The organism is Occallatibacter sp., assembly GCF_035317045.1.
Taxonomy (GTDB): Bacteria; Acidobacteriota; Terriglobia; order Terriglobales; family Acidobacteriaceae; genus Telmatobacter.
The window spans coordinates 234,782-251,834 of the sequence record NZ_DATHHT010000004.1 but is presented as its reverse complement, the minus strand read 5'-3'; the positions used below and the strand labels follow the sequence as shown (position 1 = coordinate 251,834).

The 17,053-nt window shown below is 56.2% G+C and carries 13 protein-coding genes and 2 pseudogenes; 7 read left to right on the top strand and 8 right to left on the bottom strand.

From position 1 onward, the window contains the following. Positions 1–342: 342 nt before the first annotated feature. Positions 343–981, bottom strand: coding sequence for a hypothetical protein (locus tag VK574_RS02685; protein WP_472798260.1), 639 nt, complete (start codon positions 979–981; stop codon positions 343–345). Further along, positions 947–2,020, bottom strand: a complete 1,074-nt coding sequence (locus tag VK574_RS02680; RefSeq protein WP_472798259.1) for a DUF6094 domain-containing protein — start codon at positions 2,018–2,020, stop codon at positions 947–949. Before VK574_RS02680 ends, VK574_RS02685 begins: the two co-directional genes overlap by 35 nt. 280 nt (positions 2,021–2,300) lie before the next feature. Here VK574_RS02680 and VK574_RS02675 point away from each other — a divergent pair. Continuing rightward, positions 2,301–2,500: pseudogene (locus tag VK574_RS02675) on the top strand (cold-shock protein). A 369-nt stretch (positions 2,501–2,869) separates the two neighbouring features. Here VK574_RS02675 and VK574_RS02670 read toward each other — a convergent pair. Next, complete coding sequence (locus tag VK574_RS02670) at positions 2,870–3,760, bottom strand: acyl-CoA desaturase (protein WP_472798318.1); 891 nt, start codon at positions 3,758–3,760, stop codon at positions 2,870–2,872. 807 nt (positions 3,761–4,567) lie between these two features. Between VK574_RS02670 and VK574_RS02665 the strand changes: the two genes are divergently transcribed. Next, entirely contained in the window at positions 4,568–5,773 is a 1,206-nt protein-coding gene (locus tag VK574_RS02665; protein WP_472798258.1) for a hypothetical protein, read from the top strand. A 601-nt stretch (positions 5,774–6,374) separates the two neighbouring features. Here VK574_RS02665 and VK574_RS02660 read toward each other — a convergent pair. Further along, positions 6,375–6,761: pseudogene (locus VK574_RS02660) on the bottom strand (transposase); the annotation flags it as partial. 518 nt (positions 6,762–7,279) lie between these two features. Between VK574_RS02660 and VK574_RS02655 the strand changes: the two are divergent. From VK574_RS02655 to VK574_RS02645, 3 genes are all read left to right on the top strand, one after another. Then, complete coding sequence (locus VK574_RS02655; RefSeq protein ID WP_472798257.1) at positions 7,280–7,522, top strand: hypothetical protein; 243 nt, start codon at positions 7,280–7,282, stop codon at positions 7,520–7,522. Positions 7,523–7,563: 41 nt separating this feature from the next. Further along, positions 7,564–8,667 carry a DUF7309 domain-containing protein gene (locus tag VK574_RS02650; protein WP_472798256.1) on the top strand — a complete coding sequence of 368 codons (1,104 nt, stop codon included), beginning with the start codon at positions 7,564–7,566 and terminating at the stop codon, positions 8,665–8,667. Positions 8,668–8,771: 104 nt separating this feature from the next. Further along, positions 8,772–9,389: a hypothetical protein gene (locus tag VK574_RS02645; protein ID WP_472798255.1), complete on the top strand. Its 618-nt coding sequence runs from the start codon at positions 8,772–8,774 to the stop codon at positions 9,387–9,389. 338 nt (positions 9,390–9,727) lie between these two features. Here VK574_RS02645 and VK574_RS02640 read toward each other — a convergent pair whose 3' ends face one another. Further along, entirely contained in the window at positions 9,728–10,591 is an 864-nt protein-coding gene (locus VK574_RS02640) for an alpha/beta fold hydrolase (RefSeq protein ID WP_472798254.1), read from the bottom strand. Positions 10,592–10,964: 373 nt separating this feature from the next. Between VK574_RS02640 and VK574_RS02635 the strand changes: the two genes are divergently transcribed. Both VK574_RS02635 and VK574_RS02630 read left to right on the top strand, forming a co-directional pair. After that, positions 10,965–11,288 (top strand): PadR family transcriptional regulator, encoded by a 324-nt coding sequence (locus tag VK574_RS02635; protein ID WP_472798253.1) that lies wholly within the window; start codon positions 10,965–10,967, stop codon positions 11,286–11,288. Positions 11,289–11,311: 23 nt separating this feature from the next. Further along, positions 11,312–14,032: an ADOP family duplicated permease gene (locus VK574_RS02630; RefSeq protein WP_472798252.1), complete on the top strand. Its 2,721-nt coding sequence runs from the start codon at positions 11,312–11,314 to the stop codon at positions 14,030–14,032. A gap of 302 nt (positions 14,033–14,334) precedes the next feature. Here VK574_RS02630 and VK574_RS02625 read toward each other — a convergent pair whose 3' ends face one another. From VK574_RS02625 to VK574_RS02615, 3 genes are all read right to left on the bottom strand, one after another. Then, positions 14,335–14,889, bottom strand: coding sequence for a MarR family transcriptional regulator (locus tag VK574_RS02625; protein ID WP_472798251.1), 555 nt, complete (start codon positions 14,887–14,889; stop codon positions 14,335–14,337). Positions 14,890–15,007: 118 nt separating this feature from the next. Beyond that, entirely contained in the window at positions 15,008–15,982 is a 975-nt protein-coding gene (locus tag VK574_RS02620) for a tetratricopeptide repeat protein (RefSeq protein WP_472798250.1), read from the bottom strand. 269 nt (positions 15,983–16,251) lie between these two features. Continuing rightward, positions 16,252–17,046 (bottom strand): ankyrin repeat domain-containing protein, encoded by a 795-nt coding sequence (locus VK574_RS02615; RefSeq protein ID WP_472798249.1) that lies wholly within the window; start codon positions 17,044–17,046, stop codon positions 16,252–16,254. Positions 17,047–17,053 lie beyond the last annotated feature (7 nt).

Here is a 17,053-nt window from a genome sequence, read left to right as displayed (position 1 = left end):
GGTGCACCTCAGCCATTTGGCATATGCCATTCAATGCAGTTCTTCTAGTATTCGGACATGCAACCAGGATTTCAACCTGCCTGCAACCGCAAATACCAAAAAACCTTGCAGATCCTCTATGAACAACGATCGTGTCCGCCACGGCGCACGAGATTCTGCAATTCTTTCGCTCAACCCGAAGAACCTGCTTCAATTTCAGGGCTCGCTGCGCCATATCGCCTCCATTGCCATCTAAATATCAGATGGCATTTTCGGCTAGTCGACCCCAGCACAATTCCTCTTCGCCGAGCGGGGACTTTGCCGCCCAATGGCTCAGCGGGAATTGAATTCCGGAGCATCCCCTCACAACGGAACGGTCAGTGAGTCGATCGAATAGCGCGGCCAGCGGATGGGATTGTTCGAACCCGGAAAAGCCAGCATCTGCGAGCGCAGACCGTGACCGATCCACTCAAGCATCTCCTCAGTCGTTGCAGAGATCAAGACAGGATGGCAACCGATGCCGTCAAGTTCTTCGATTCCGCGCCGTTCCTCGACGATTTGAAGGATGTGATTTGCCCATGCCGGATCGGCGGGCAAACCCAGGAAGCTCACGAGAGCGGCCCACGCTTCCTCGCGCCGATAGCGCAACAGGATCGTCCGCCCCGCGCTCCCATTGGAATGAAGTTGCTGCGAAACTGCCAGCATATGACGCACAGAATGTTTTCGGTCCGGCAGAGTCACAGCACCCTTGTAGCAGCAGGCATGTTCGCCGAGGGTGACATCTTTCGTCGTACCGTCGGGAAAGGCAAGGTTGAATGTCGCTTTTTCGTGGACGGCCGCCGTGATCGCGCCCACATCCGAATCGTTGCCGAAAACGCTGAGAAGATGTGCCTGCCGACCTTCACCTATATAACGGTCGACTCGAAGGCGAATGCGTGTCGAGGTCTTCTCCGTAATGCGTACATACTCAAGCAGCCCGAGTCGAAGATGTGCATTCTCCATCGACGTCCCCCTCCTTCTTCAGCGGAGTCTCTGTCAACTTGAGTGTTCTTCCATCCGCGTAAACCAGGCGCAGCTCATTGGTCCAGCGTTCTCGATGATGAATGATCTCGGCGTCGCCATCCTCTTCAACAAAGGTTGTCACATGCTTAACCGAACGCCAGCGGGCGATGTGCCGGTTCTCTCCGTCCCCGAAGACGCCGTTAAGCAGTCCTGCGGTGCATAAGAGGCCAACATGGCCGCCATGCAACGGTGTGATCGGCCGCCCTGTGGCAACATCGTCGCGCGACATCAACAACGGCGCCACCTGTCTCCATGCTCCTGACTGGGGCAGCAGGTCTTCCAACAAGTCGTAGGGAAGGCCGCGATAGTTTAGCGTCGCCTCCCCGGACGGAGGTAAGAGATAGGACGGGCACACTCCCGACTGCAATTCAGATAACCCCATGAAGCTGCCATAGAGGCCAACGCTGTGAAGCTGCCGCTTATTGTTCTCAAGGGCCGAGCCTCTGACCTCGCGGCGAACGCCGACGACGGCAATTTGTCTGTACTGCACCGAATCGTGATCGGTCATGCGAAAGACATTCAGGCTGGTGAAATGAGAACTCAGGATGCCGGTGCAGTCGTGCAACCGTTCAAACGGAATCACGAGGATCAAAACGCCTTCCATTCGCAACCAGCGATAAGTATGTTCGAGGAACACAGCCTCCATGCGCCGATTCCCAATGGAGCCGATCTCGGAGTCATACGGCGGATTGAGGTACAACAGGGAGAACGATTCGGGCTTCGCAACGGCGTCGAAAGTGTTCCCCTGGATGGTCTCGATGCCTTTAGAACTGGCGATGCAAGCGCGTTCGGTGTCAAGTTCAATACCATACCGTCGAACTGGTGCATCGCGCGTGACGAGATTCAGCGCAGTTCCTTGTCCAACACAGGGATCAATAACTGAAGCTGGTCCATTGAAGGAGAGCAGTGAGCGAAGTTTTACTCCTTCGCTTTCAGGCAGCGGATAGTAGCCCATCTTGAGGCGCGCCGCGCTTCTCATCGAGACACCTCGCATGTAGAAATGAAGGTTGTTTGGCCGCCGCGACCACGATTCGTAGCGCGATGCGACACATCGTCACTATCCGGTGTCGGTGAGCACCTCGGCGATTATTTAGCATTATTTAGCCTCGAAGAGCGAATCCTTTTGGCGTCTGTTTCGTCAAATAGATATCAGCTTCGTTAGATTCATCCGCATTTGATTTGGTTCCGCACTAGCGTCATCCCTCTTCACTCGCAGCGACTCTTCTTAGCAGAAAATCAAAAAATGAAACAGGTAACAAATGGAACAAGGAACAGTGAAGTGGTTCAATGATGCAAAGGGCTTTGGCTTTATTAGCCGGCAGTCCGGGACGACGTCTTCGTGCATTTCTCGGCGATTCAGACAAACGGATTTCGCAGTCTGCAGGAAGGCCAGGCCGTACAGTTCTCTGTAGCCAAAGGCCCCAAGGGCTTCCAGGCAGAAAACGTACAGGCTCTCTAAGTCAAATAGATGGCTGCCCGCAGAGAAACTGCTGCCGGCAGCCGTCTTTCCGTAAGCATCCCCTTTACAAGGGAAATGCAGGAATCGCATGAAATATACAAAGTTTGTTGTGAAAGTAAGTCGTATTGGTGCGCCATGCGCCGAATCCGTCCACCGGATCGACCGCAAACCCGTCCAAACAACCGTTGAACGTAACCTGGCTCTGTTAATGGGAAGAGTGACAGCCATGGAGGTCCTGGAATCTTTCAAGAAATCCAGGTGGACTCCTGAGATGGTCGCCGTCCAAGTCAACGGGTAAACCAACGCGGCGGGCTCCACTGCATTGCGCAGAGCGGAGCCCGAAGTGTTGAACCCGCAGGGCCAGACGCATCAAGAGGTTGTCATGTGCGTCTTCCTGGACACTGTTGGATCTGGATCCCTGAGCGTAAATTTCGCGATTCGAATGTGCTTCGCGAGTTTCAGTTTTTCCAGCAGCCAAATGCCGTAGTAGTTGGGGTCGAACTCATACCACGCCAGCCCGTGCCGAGCTGACACCGGATTTGCATGGTGGTTGTTATGCCACCCCTCGCCTCCCGTAAGCAGCGCCACCCACCAGCTATTGCGAGACTCGTCCCGGGTTTCGAAGCGTCGGCCACCGTGGAGATGCGTTGCGGAATTCACAAGCCACGTGGCATGGAGGCCGAGGGTGACGCGCAGGAAAATCCCCCATAAGAACAGACCCACTCCGGCTTTGACACCTCCGGTAAGAGTTCCTACCAGCAGCAATCCAATTCCGAGTATCGTCAACGGCACCCAATGGTATTTGCTCAACCAGACCTGCACCCGGTCCTTGGCAAGGTCGGGCGCATAGTGGGCGAGAGTTTCAGTCTGAGTGTTGAGCGCACGGCCAGTGATGATCCAGCCCATGTGCGCCCACCAGGTACCTTCCTGGGGCGTGTGCGGATCCCCCAAGCGATCGCTATGTTGATGATGGACGCGATGCGTCGCTACCCAGGCGATCGGACCGCCTTCCAAGGCCAGCGTGCCGCAAAGTGTCAGGAAGTATTCAACGGCTTTGGGCACCTCGTAGCCGCGGTGCACCAGGAGACGGTGATAGCCCATGCCGATACCGCAGTCCACTGCGAGAACATACAGCGCCGTGGCGACAATCAGGTTTGTCCAGCTGAAGAAGAACAGCGCCGCAATGGCGCCCAGATGGAAGATGGCCATGAAGATAGCGGTTATCCAGACCACACCTGACTCATTCTGAGTGCGCCCCATCTTGAAGCCAGTCGGCGATGCCGGCTTGCTGCCTTGCCCTGTGTCCCCTGGATTTTCACGCACAAGCCTGTCGATGGATGGCCAAAGATGTTTGCCTTCGGGAGCATCTTGCATGTTTTTTGGGGTGAGAGCTTTCTCTGGCATATGAACCTCCTGAGAATGAATTCACCGGAGAATTTAGATGGCTTCGATTCATATTGGATGCGCCTAAAAATCCGAAAAGTACGCTTGATCGCGCCGGGCTTAACCCGAGAACAAACGATCCCAAACCGATGCTACCCAAATCGCGGCGCAGAAGCTTACACGTGAGCAAGGCAGCAAATCCGGTAGACCACATCAATCCGGCAACTTACGCGCCCCAGCCGCCACCCATGTGACCTGATTTGATGATAAGAAAATAAAACACTGAACTGATCAGAAGCGTCGTGAGCAGGAATATCGGGATCGCTCGCGATTCGCCAAAGAGTGCTAAGTCCCTGTCTTGAACCTGTTTGCCCATGTTCAAAGTCCGCATCCTAAACACTCTGATGCCCATACCGCGATAATTGTTCCGCCTTTGCCCATGCGATCCGGCTTTTCTTTTTGCTAGACTGCATTTCAACTGTTGCGTACAGGCAAACACGCGATTCCAGAGCTGCCGCGCTGGAAACGTGTCTGACGATTTTGCCCGAAGAGAGAATTCCTAGGCAATCGCCGAAGTGAAGTCCGTTTCCAAAGACGACCCCGGTGATTTGGCAGGAATGCTGTTTGGCGTTTTAGAACTTCTTAACTTCGAGAGCCGTATATCAGATCGGGAGAATCGCCAAGTTGAAAACACGAATCTTCACTGCCGTTCTTGCACTCTTTATTTGCCGTGGCTTAGGATTCGCGGTTTCACGAACATCTTCATTCCGATTCCTGCAAAAACCCGGACCGTATCCGGTAGGGTTGAAAGTGGTTGATCAGTACGATCGTTCACGTACGTATCCTGCCTCCCCCAAGGACCCGTCAAAGTCCTCTATAGACGAAAATGCCCGTCCCTTGCAGACACTGATCTGGTATCCATCGTTGAAAAGCACCGGCGAACCGATGACGGTTGGCTACTATACCCAACTGGCGAACACGGAGATCCATTTCAACGCACCAAATGAGAAAGAGAATCGGTGGCGTTCGTTGCTGAAAACATCTTTAGAGATCCCGCTGTGGGCGGAGCGGGATGCGAAGCCGGCAAAAGGGCATTATCCCATTCTTATCTATGCTCCCAGTGATTCTTCCGTTTCGTGGGAGAACGCCGATCTGTGTGAGTATCTTGCCAGTCATGGCTACGTCGTTCTTGCAAGCCCGTCAATAGGGGTGTCGACGCGCGATATGACGGATGATCTGGACGGGATCAATGCACAGGCTCGCGACATCTCTTTTCTCATCACGTATGCCATGTCGCTACCCGACACGGATTTATCTGAGGTAGCCGTGGTGAGCTGGAGCTGGGCAGGAATCTCGAGCCTGTTTGCCGCAGCACGAGACTCTCGCATCGATGCCCTGGTGGAGATGGACGGCAGCATGCGCTATTACCCCGGCCTCGTGAAAAGAGCCGGGGACGTTCATCCGGGACAAATGACCATACCGCTTCTTTGCTTTACTCGAAATGTGAGTCTTGAGGATCTGGAAAATGACGATGTTCCTCCCGCAGACAAAGATGGTCCAAATGTCCTCAATGCCTGGATCGATGGTGATCTTCTCAACGTGAATATGCTGGGCATGGCACATCCGGAGTTCAGTTCCATGTTCCAGCGCAGGGAAAATGCGCAACGGTTTGCGGAGAATCAGGTAGCCGACTACGGACGGGAGGACGCCAACACGAGTTATGCCTGGGTTGCGCTCTATACTCTGAACTTTCTGGATGCTTACCTGAAACACGACGGTTCTGCGAAGGCGTTTCTGGAAAAGACCCCCGCAGAAAATGGCGTTCCGAAGCACTTCGTGGGCATCAAGTTTAATCATGCGCAGAAACGATCTGATGCGAACAGTCGGTAATCTAGAAGCGTCGGCCTTCCTCATCACGCATCCATGGACCTTGCTACGTGAAAACCGGCTACCTCGAACTCTCGATCCGATGCACTCGGTTTTGAGTTCTTTGAGAGACAGTTCTGAATCGGTACGGCGAATCTGGCAGCGCTTGGGGAAGTTGAACGCGGGCTAGGGCTCGGCTGGCGACTTCAGTGACCAAATTGCTCATTGACAGCCGCTCATGCGCGATTGTCGGGATTATTCCTGAAAAACGTTAGGTCCCTATCGGGACTGCCCCGGCGCGATGAAGGTGGTTTGTCCCAGGATGTTTTGCCGGGGCAGTTCGGATAGGGTCGTTTGAAGTAAGTCGCTGGCGCGACGGACGCGGTGATCTACCTATGGGATTTCAATAGGCGCCAAATGGGCTTTGCGGGCATTGGATCGGCGAGGTGGGCGAATCGGAGTGCGCGCACGCTGGTTGCAACGGAAGTGGAGTCCGGGACGGCAGTCTCAAAGGCTTCGCGAGGGTCGTAGCCGCCGTGAAGACGCACGCCGGCTTTTCGTGCGCGAGCACAACAGCGTGAAAGGTGGAGAACAAGGTCGGGAGTGATGAATCTCTCATGAGCTGTCAATACGGCACCTCCCTTTGTTCGCGCGAGGTCAGGCCTGCACGAAAATGCAACTGAGCGCAGGTGAGCCGTTCGACGACCAGCATGACGCTGGAGCAGGCTGGGCATCGCAAGCTGGATGGCTGGAGCAAATCGAAGCGGGCCGCCACACCGAGAAGCGCGCGGCAGCGTTCGAGCGCAGCACCACGTCTGCGGTTGGCGAATAGACCGAAGTGGCGGATGCGAACCAGGCCGCCGGGCAGAACGTGCAGCAGAAAGCGGCGCAGGAACTCATGAGCGGAAACTGTCTTGATCTTGTTCTTGCCGCCGTGGGCATAATCCCGCCAGCGGAAGGAGACGCGATCGTTTTCGAAGTCCACGAGCCGATGGTTGGAGATGGCAACGCGATCATGCAATCCGAGAGTTCATCGAATGGTATTGCTCGGAACCTAGGCTTGCTTTCAACAAAACAGTGGTTACCCGGTACCGAATATCTGGAACAGCGGCACTATGCTTCAACTACCATCAACCTGCGGCTGGAGCAATTCAGTTTTTGTTGGGACACGTTTCCGTGCGACAACTGAACGCTACTTAGGATGCAAACAGCGATTCCGCAACGCTGTCAAGGATCGAATTGGCCTGGAACCAAATATCTTGGAAGCTCAGCAGACTTGAGCCAGCTGATCTTCGCGAATCAATCCAGGGATGGGACTGTAGACTGATTCCGAATGAGTCCACCAAGGGATGAGAGCATAAAAGCACTTGACTCTTCGCTCAGTGCGACACTCGAGAACGAGCGCGGGTGGATAGAAGTGTGCCCGAGTTCTCCTCTGATAGCGACCAGATGGAGCAGCTAACCGGCACGGCTAAACTACGGCGGCTCGACCGAAAGGCTTGAAGCGTAAAACCAATTAGGAGAAATAGATTGAGCGAATCGGAACTGAAGGCGGAGTTGGAACGACTGCGAGCTGAGAATGCGCAGCTCAAGAGCAAGGGCATTGGCGGGTTGAGCCTCAAGGTCAGCGAGAAGGGCGCCGTTTCTCTTTATGGAATGGGGCGTTTCCCGGTCACTCTTTACAAGGAACAGTGGCTTCGAATTCTTGCCAGTGCCTCGGATATCGAAACATTCATCCGAGAAAATGACAGCAAACTGAAAACGAAAGAATAGCAGCGTCGACCTTAACTTAACAGGAGCATTGTCCTACGATCATGCCCAGGAAACGAACTGCATCTGTCTCAGTATCTCCGCAGCGATGCTTTGTCAAAGAGCTTGTAGGTGAGACGCCGCCATCTTTCCAGGCCATGGCGAGTCTATATAGATTGGCCTCGGACCTCTATGGTCTGCGCCCGTGGCGAGTCCTCGACGAGGGCAACCTCATTGTGGTTCGCGACAGTGTCAGCGGCGAACTCTGCTACTGCTCGGTCATGGGCGCGCTCGGCGAAGTTCTTTCCATGCACGCCTACATCGGTGCGGACGGACTTCGCCAGTTTCGCAAGATGGAAGCTGAAGAGATCGCCGATCCCGGCGAATTCTTCGCAACCACGCATTGCGTCTATGTAGAGCTCGTGCCCAGAAGTGAGTTGCAGCGGCAGGATCGAGAATTGCTTGTCGCTCTGGGACATCCGCAGGGCAAAGGCTTGGCCTCACCCATCTTCCGCACCATGCGCCCCGGCTTTCTCCCCTGGTTTGTCACTGAGGATGAGGCGCGGACGCTTGCCGAATGCATTCGCGGAGTGACTGTAATCTGCGCCGCTGTTGCGAGCCAAGAGAGCATGAAGTTTTGGGAGCGGGCCGACACTTATCCGATGACCACCCGCGTTGAGGGACCAGAGCCTCGATACCACATAGAAATGTTCCAATCCATCCTTCCCCCTGAGCCGCCTGTTGCGCCGGCGCGCGTGGCTGAAGAGACCCTGTTGACCGTACGCGGCCAAGATTATGCCGTGCGCGGAGTGATGGAGCTTGACCTTACTTACAGCGGCGCAGCCATTGGAAAGAAGGGCGAACGCAATTCCTGCGCTGCGATTGCGATGGCTGTGGATGCAGAGAGTGGAATGGTCCTGGCGCCGGAAGTGGCCGATTCCAGCATCGCGGCCGGAGACACGGTTGCAAAGGTGTTTCTCAAAGCGATTCAAGCGAGTCGCACATTGCCTAGGGAAGTCAGAGTGCGCAGCCCGAAGCTCAAGGACTGCCTCACCCCACTCATGAAATCTCTCGGCGTGTCGGTTCGTGTTGTCGCTAAACTCCCTGCTTCCGACGATGCTCGATCCCATTTGCTCGGGTTCTTTCGTGGAGAATTTGACAGAAGGTAGAGCATCCACGGCGTGACCTGAAGCGTGCGATAACAGACAGCCGAGACCTTGAGCGGAAAGGAGAATGAGTGCCCGTATACTTATGTCGCTGGCCTCATGGAGATGTGTCACTTGCCGCCGGGGAGTCCGAGGTTGAAGTTGCCGATGTTCTGGATGAAGTCGGCAATCCCGACGCCGCCGAGCTGATGCAGCTAGACCACCCGATTGCTATCCACTTCAAGCTCGGCACGAGGCCCGGTGAAGAAGGAACGCTGCCTCTGCATTTCGAAGATTTGAGCGAGCAGCTGGAGTCCTCGATCTACGAGCGAGCATACCCGGTATTCAACGAGATTTGCACGAAGCCGGACCCGACGGTCAAGGAGCTGACCGAAGCGCTGAAACACGAGAAGAACCCCATATACCGAAAGGTGCCGGAGCCCTCTTCCAACCCCTCGGTTGCCGGCCTTCAAGATCAATTGCAAATGCCCCGAGTTGTGCTCGAACATCTGGCTGGGCATGCGGCGGCAACCGCAGGGATTCCCGAGGAGATGTCGACCGAAGACATCAGGAAGATGGTTTGCAACCCCGTTTACTGCTTGGACCGGGTTGCTCCCTGGATCGCTGAACCACCCGGACCGATGATTTCCGTCGAGGAATGGGTTGCGGCCGGCGCCAAGCTAATCGAGGAAATAGGCGCCGAGTCCTACCTACGCCTGCTCATCGAGAACCTCAGAGGAGAATAGCCGGATTGGATGCGGGTGGTGCGAACCTGGAAGGACCCGTGTTTGTCCGGCTGCCGGAACGCCCATTGCCTGTTTGAAAATCGCACGGCGTTGTCGCACTGGCACCGGCCAGCTGGCGGCCGGTCGGCGGGCCCGACACCTAGGCAGCGGCAAACCCCGCAGCGTCAGGAATTGAGGCGGCGCCGCGTCGTGGCCGACCCGTTATGAATTATTAACTAACAATTACTACGAAATGGGAATGACCTGCCACAAGCCGACTTCCCATTACTTATCAGAGGGCGCTTCTCTTCGACGGAACAGGAGTCTATCTACCCAAGGAGAATCGTCGTTTCCATCGCTCAGTGAAGCGTATTTAGAAATGCATTCATTTCTCCGACGACTTGAGCTTCGTTGCTGAGGTACACATAGTGGTCGGCGTTTGGGATTATGACGATGCGGGCGCTTGGAACGCCGCGGCGGAAATTGTCAGCCCATGCGGTACAGCGCGCTTTGTCGTCCGCGATCAGAGCGGCTTTGCGAGGGCTATCCGGCAGGCGTTCCCAGTTGTGTGGACAAGCATAGATGGCGAGAGCCAGAACAGGAATGCTGGTGTACTTTTGCATGCCAAAGTTGAGCGCAGCGCCGATCGGCGAACGAGGCGGCAGTGGCGGCATATTGGCTACTTCCGCGTTGTCATGGTGAAGAACGGTTTCGAACGTTGCAACAGCAGCCTCAAGTTCCAACAGCTTCTTCTTTTCATCCACCACACCAGCTTCGATCTCGTCGATACGTCCTTTGATGTCGTTCATCTCGACTGCGAGGAGCGGATGCTCGGGATCATCGAGGGCGAAGTCGGTTGCGGCATCGAGGTAAATAAGCCCGGAAACTTTGTCAGGGAAGCGACTGCCGACTGAACTCAGCTCCTCGCCTGCCATTGAGTGCCCGACCAGTACTGGACGATCTATGCCAAGCGCCTTCATCACCGCAAGCACATCGTCGCCAAGGTGGTCCGCCGAATAGTTCCCATTGGCTGGTGCGGGACTGCTAGAAGCGCCAAATCCTCTCCTCGTGATGCCGTAGACATGATGCTGCTTGGTGAACTGGGGAGCCAAGCCGTCAAAGCGATGCGCCGTATCGCCGTTCCCGGCCAAAAAGATGAGAGGTCTTCCCGACCCGCCCCAGTCCAGCACTTCAAGCCGAACACCTGGTTCGACGGTGACCATTTGGACTTTGTGCGGAGATGAGTCAGCCTGCGCGTCAATATGTGCAGAAACCAAGAATGAGGTGCTGAACAAAAATGAGAGTTTCCACAGTTGACGCATGCGCCTCCTCGAAACCATCCGCATCATTATCTTACGAGCAGGCGATTGTCCCGAGAAACGCGCAAGGCTCAGGGAGCCTCCTCGGTCCCGTCCGGTGGCAGGGTACGAGATTCCAGGTGCAATGCCGACGTTCCGGTCCCAATCCGGTGTCATTGATTGGATTGACGATTATCCGCCAATTCAAAGCGCGGTAAGGCGTTCTCGCGATTTCATTTACCTCTTGACCGTCAAGTAGTGGGTGTGCTACCTCTTGATTATCAAGAGGAGTAAACCTATGGGTCAGACTGATGTAGTGCAAGGCACTCTGGAGATGCTGATTCTGAAGACGCTGGCGTTGGAGCCCATGCATGGATACGGCGTCGCGACCCGCATCGAGCAGGTGAGCCAGGGGGTATTTCGCGTCAATCCAGGATCCTTGTTGCCCGCCTTGGCCCGGATGGAACGCGCCGGAAATGTCAAAAGCGAATGGCGCCCGAGCGAGAACAACCGGCGGGCCAAGTACTATGCGCTGACATCCCGCGGACGCAAGGCGCTTTCCGAAGAGGCCACGTCCTGGAACCGTCAAGTGTCTGCGATTGCCCGCATTATGGAAGCCTGAAAAACCCGCTTGGGGGATTTGAGATGAGCCTGCGTGCCAATGTCTTTCAGGGGTTGCGATCGCTCTTTCGCAAACGCGCAATCGAAAACGAGATGGATGAAGAACTGAGCGCATTCGTGGAAGCATCCACAGCGGACAAGCTGCGCCGCGGGATGACGCCGAACGAAGCCGCTCGTGCCGCGCGTGCCGAGATGGGCAGCACTAATGCGGTCAAGCACCGCATTCGTTCAGGAGCATGGGAATCGAGGGCCGAGATACTCTGGCGCGATCTCTGCTATGGAGTCCGTACGCTCGCCCGCAGCCCTGGCTTCACCGCCGTCGCGGTCCTGACCCTTGCGCTGGGTATCGGTGCGAATACGGCGATCTTCCAGTTGATCGATGCTGTGCGCCTGCGAAACCTGCCGGTCGTCAATCCCAGCGAGCTCACGGTGGTCCGCCTTGCCGACCTTCCGGGTAAAAGGGGCAGCCAGGAGTCAGCCTATCCGGCGCTGAACAATCCTCTTTGGGAATACATCCGCGACCATCAACATGTCTTTTCGCAGGTGTTGGCATGGAGTCCCACGAACCTTGGAATTACTGAAGGCGACCATGAACGGTTGCTGCAAGGCTTGTGGGTGAGTGGAGACTTCTTCAATACCCTTGGGGTGCGACCTGTGCTTGGGAGAGTGTTTACTTCTTCTGATGACCGGCCGGGCTGCGGCGCCGCAGGTATCGTGGTGAGTTATGCATACTGGCAAACCCAGCTCGGGGCTGATTCGCAAGCAGTAGGCCGTACGCTCATGATTGGCCAGCATCCAGTTCCAATTCTGGGAGTGACACCTCCCGGTTTCACGGGACCGGAAGTCGGCCGCTCCTTCGATGTTGCCGCTCCGATCTGCTCGCAATCCGCGTATTGGACCGACGGCAACTCGCTCGACTCCAGCACCGACTGGTGGCTGACCGTAATGGGGCGCCTGAAACCCGGCGAGTCCTTGTCGACGGCGAATGCTGGTCTTCAGACTTTCTCGCCCGCTTCCTTCGAAGCAAGCCTTCGCAAGGACTATCCCACTGAGAACGTCCGGGACTATCTCCACTTCAGACTGGTGGCAGATTCAGCGCCGGGAGGGGTCTCGTGGCTGCGCGATAAGTACGAGTCTCCACTGTGGATGCTACTGGGTCTTGCCGGCTTTGTGCTGTTGATCGCCTGCGCTAACCTTGCCAACCTGATGCTCGCGCGTGGCAGTGCCCGCGGGCGGGAGTTTGCCGTGCGTCTGTCTCTTGGGGCAACACGAGGCCGCTTGATCTGGCAGCTCCTATGGGAAAGCCTGCTGGTGGTTCTGCTCGGGGTGTTCTCGGGGCTGGTGCTTGCAAGAGTACTCGGCAAGTCCCTTATAGCTTTGCTGAGCACGCAGGGCGACTCGCTGTTTTTGGACCTGCATTCAGATTGGAGGATGTTGGGATTTACGGCAATGCTGGCGGCGATCACGGTACTGCTTTTTGGATTGATCCCTGCCTTTCGGGCTACCAGGCTGGCCCCAGGCGCGGCGATGAAAAGCGGCTCGCCTAGAACAGGTGCTTCGCACGAGAGCAATCGGCTGCGAAGGGGGTTGATGGTTACTCAAGTTGCCCTGTCTCTGGTCCTGGTGACCGGCGCATTGCTCTTTGCGCGAACCTTGGCAAATCTGCTCACGGTTGACGCCGGTTTTCGCCAGGACAATATCCTGATTACTCAGCTTGACCTGTCCAAGCTTCGCATCCCTGTCACACGCCGTCAGGCGGTGAAGAAGGAGATCGCCGACCGGCTGCGCGGCGTCCCTGGTGTCGAGGCTGCGGCGGAGGTTGGCATTGTTCCTTTGAGCGGCTCCGGCATAGATAACCGGGTTTGGGCCGATGGCGAGAATCGCCAGTCTGGATTCGATCCGGATTTCAACCGGATCGGCAGCGGCTATTTCAAGACGCTCGACACATCGCTGCTGACCGGGCGCGATTTTGACGAGCAGGACACCCCCAACTCCCCTAAGGTTGCAATCGTCAACCAGGAATTCGTGCGGCAGTTTGGAAAAGGAGCTAACCCAGTGGGCCTGCGAATTCGCCGGGAGGCCACGCCGCACGAGCCTGAAACGGCGTTCGAGATCGTCGGGGTAGTAAAAAACTCCAAATACAAAGATCTCCGCGAGAAGTCGCTGCCAATCGTCTACCTGCCCATCGCTCAGGACCCTAATCCCGATTTTTTCGAGCAAGTCATAGTTCATTCCGCGTTGCCTCTGGCAGGCTTGACATCAAGCCTCAAGCAATCGGTTGTTGGATTGAACCCAAACATCAACGTGGATTTTCAAGTCTTCAAGACGCAAATCCAGGAGTCGCTCCTCCCCGAAAAGCTGATGGCGGCGCTCTCGGGTTTCTTCGGGATCCTGGCGGCCCTGCTGACCGCGGTCGGCCTCTATGGCGTGATTTCTTTCTTTGTCGCGCTGCGAACTCATGAAATCGGAATACGCATGGCTCTTGGCGCAGGCAAGAGGCACGTCATTTCGTCAATCCTGCGCGAGACCTTGATGCTCACCGTGCTCGGTATCGGCGTGGGCCTGCCCCTCACGTTCTTCGTCTCGCACCTGGTTGCAAGCATGCTCTTCGGAATAAATCCCAATGATCCCGTAGCTCTTGCTGTTGCCGTGCTGGCCCTGTGTGGGGTAAGCATGGCAGCGGCATATATCCCCGCGCGGCGAGCAGCCGCGGTCGATCCAATGGTCGCTCTGCGCGATGAATGACACGCGTTTCGTTGGCTTCTGAATTTGCGATGACGGGGCAAATCACTCGTTGAGCATCGGTTACGCGTAATTCTCAGGATTGCTCCCCGCAAACGCCGCAGCATCCGGACAAGCAAGGCTGCGCTGGCTTAAGGAAAGTTGCGCGATGCCGACATTCGAGGATCTATCTCGGAAAGAGCCCGTAACTCCCCAACTATGAATCTGTTGCATCGATCGTCTCGAATCTCCTGGTTAAAATGACCAGTTTCGATGGAGTCGTAGTCATCCCCATCGGCCCCGTCACGAGTCAAACCCTCGCGATCTCAACTGGCGCTCGCCGCGGAAGTCGATCCGCACGATATTCCAAGCCCTATCGCCGCTGTCGTGCGACACTTCGGGCCAGCGAGATTTTTGCTACCGAGGCTCGCGCACTCTTCGCGAACGAACTTCTCTGCACGCCGCCCAATTACGTGAGGCATTCGACTAGCTTTCATTGACCGATAACTCTTGGCCCCGACCAGTGTCGCAAGCCTGCGATCAATATGGGCCCGTGCCCTCCGGCCGAATCGGATGGACTCCCACCCGCGATTCGATATCCGGATCACCTTCGCTCGCCGGTCGAGCGCCGTCTTTGCCTCCAATATCCCCAACCTGATCATTTCCGCGGTTATCTTAGATGCGGCCTGCTGTGTCACGCCCATGCGCCGCGCTAGGTCCGAGATCGATCGATCGTGTTCGATCAGGTGTTGAACTACATCCCCGTGGCTTTCTCGGACCTGTCTGAAGCCTGCTCGCCGACAAGAACCAGAGGGCGCGTCTGATCGAGCAACTCGTCGGAAGAGAAACCAGCACAGATGGATTGACGCTACGATACTCACTCTCGGAACCGGATCTCGAAGTTCGTTCAAATCCAGGTCACGAAATCGCAACCCGGGGCACCCCGGCCGGTCACGACGAAGCTCCGGTCGCTCAATTGCGTTCGATTGCGCAGACTGGCTATTGTCCTTGGTGCCGAAGGCTCCACACACTCACCGTGCAGCCGGCACACTGTTGGACTCCCAGGGTTTTCAGTGACTGGTTCGCCGCGGCTCTCACGCGAAGGGCCTCGCCCTGCGAACCTGTGTGTTCAAGCAGATAAGAATAAGCAAGTTCTCCGGCGAGATACCGGATGTTGCCGGTTCCTACGGTTTGCCTCAAGATCTCGAGACCCCTGTCCATACTCCGCACAGCGCCCGTGAGGTCGTTATCCAATTCCTGCGCCTTGCCCAACAAGAGGTAAGACCAGCCGGTAGTGGTATTCGTCTCGCCGAATTGCTGTTCGCACTCCGCCACGGCTGTCGAGTACGCGGCGACGCCTTCATGAACATTTCCCATCGAAATCGCGAGCGATCCACTCGTGGCATCGATATCCGGTAGTATCGCTATTCCTGGCTTGTGTGCCAATTCAGCTTGAGTTCGGGCGGCCAGGAGCGTGTCTTTGGCTTTTTTGTATTTCTTCCGCTCGATCTCAAGCTCCGCGGTGTGCGAGTAAATTCTCGCCAGATCCGCGTGGTTCGACAGCTGCCTATCAACGTCGGCAGCTTCATGCAGGGCTCTCGAAGCTTTGTCCAGATCGGTTGTGGGAAGCCCCGCGTACAGATCGAGAGCTGAGGCGTAATCACTGGATCGGTCACCAGCCGCATCCATCAACCGAAGGGCCCGATCGAAGAAGCGCTGCGCGGACTGGAATTTTCCTTTCTCCTTGTATGCATAACCTAGTAACAGGTAGGCTCTGCCGCGTTGCGCAGCTGTGAGGTTCGGTAGGTTGACCGCGGATTCGAGAACGACAATGGCTTGATCCAGCTGTCCCTGTTGGATCAGATCAAACGGCTGTGACTGTGATTGTTGTTGCTGCCCGGCGGTTTGCGCCGACGCTGAAAAGAAGCTACAGATCGAAGAAAAAGACACGAAGAGTATGAGAACCCGTTTCATAGGGAATCCTCCACATGCAAAGATTTTGAGTTTTCTCGCCTGTAAGGTTGGGCCCTTGAGTCGCGGCCAAGTAGAGACGTGCAGTTTTGGTGATTTTGGGCAGAGACGCCCTTTTTATGAATGATGCCACAGACCTAATAAAGATCAGATGAGTTTTACGGGATTTGAAGCCGGGCAATACATTCTTGGCAAGGCCAAGATCTTCAACAAGTGACTTGGCGATTTTCCATTATTTCAAGATGACTGATGCATGTCCGCAGAGCCTCTACTCAGCTGTGCTCTGCACCTGGATTGCCCTCCAGTAGCTGGAGAATTTGGCTATGGCCCATTTTTCTCGCCCAAGCGATAGGCGCGGCCCAAAGCTCAGCGTTAGATTCTTCGACCAAAGCGCCGCGCTTGAGAAGCAATTCCGCCATCTCTAACCGTCCCCACCGGCAAGCCCACCCCAGCGGAGTGGACTTCAGGATGTCGTCGCGGAGGTCGGTGCGGGCGCCGTGATCCAGCAGGATCTCGGCAAAGCGTACCCGGCTGGCTTCATCGAGGCCGCCGCGTGCCGCGGTGAAGTGAAGCACAGTCGCACTTTTCCGACCGACATTGGCATCGACGCCGTACGTCAGCAACAGCTCGAGACTGCGGAAGTGGCCTTCGTTTGCCGCAGGATCGCCCGAAGCGCCACGCGGCGGCTGCATCAACACCCAGTGCCAGCGCGGATCGTCTTTGGCCAGGGTCATGTGCGGCAGTGCCATCGCAACGATCTCCGGACAGCCATGATCGGCCGCCGACCACAACAGCTCTTCAATCGTGTGCTCGTCAGGATTGTCTTCGAGCATCTGCTTCGCCATCGCGACGTCGTGGTTGTATGCCACAGTGTGCGGCTGCAGCTTCGCCCCGCGCTCAAGTAGAAGGCGCTTCAGCTCGCCGTCTTCGTGATGCAACGTATGACCTAGAGGCCAGCCAGAGGCATAGACATTCGCATTGGGGTCTGCGCCACGGTCGAGCAGCACACGCGCAATCTCTACCTGGTTGTTGCGTGCCGCATGCCACAGCGGGGCACCCCAGCTCAACGTTGGC

What these genes read in the sequence shown, in the direction of transcription:
- VK574_RS02640 (WP_472798254.1), bottom strand. Translation starts at nt 10,591, where the DNA reads ATGGTCACCGTCGAACCAGGTGTTCGGCTTGAAGTGCTGGACTGGGGC.
- VK574_RS02685 (WP_472798260.1), bottom strand. Translation starts at nt 981, where the DNA reads ATGGAGAATGCACATCTTCGACTCGGGCTGCTTGAGTATGTACGCATT.
- VK574_RS02680 (WP_472798259.1), bottom strand. Translation starts at nt 2,020, where the DNA reads ATGAGAAGCGCGGCGCGCCTCAAGATGGGCTACTATCCGCTGCCTGAA.
- VK574_RS02620 (WP_472798250.1), bottom strand. Translation starts at nt 15,982, where the DNA reads ATGAAACGGGTTCTCATACTCTTCGTGTCTTTTTCTTCGATCTGTAGC.
- VK574_RS02630 (WP_472798252.1), top strand. Translation starts at nt 11,312, where the DNA reads ATGAGCCTGCGTGCCAATGTCTTTCAGGGGTTGCGATCGCTCTTTCGC.
- VK574_RS02650 (WP_472798256.1), top strand. Translation starts at nt 7,564, where the DNA reads ATGCCCAGGAAACGAACTGCATCTGTCTCAGTATCTCCGCAGCGATGC.
- VK574_RS02635 (WP_472798253.1), top strand. Translation starts at nt 10,965, where the DNA reads ATGGGTCAGACTGATGTAGTGCAAGGCACTCTGGAGATGCTGATTCTG.
- VK574_RS02670 (WP_472798318.1), bottom strand. Translation starts at nt 3,760, where the DNA reads ATGGGGCGCACTCAGAATGAGTCAGGTGTGGTCTGGATAACCGCTATC.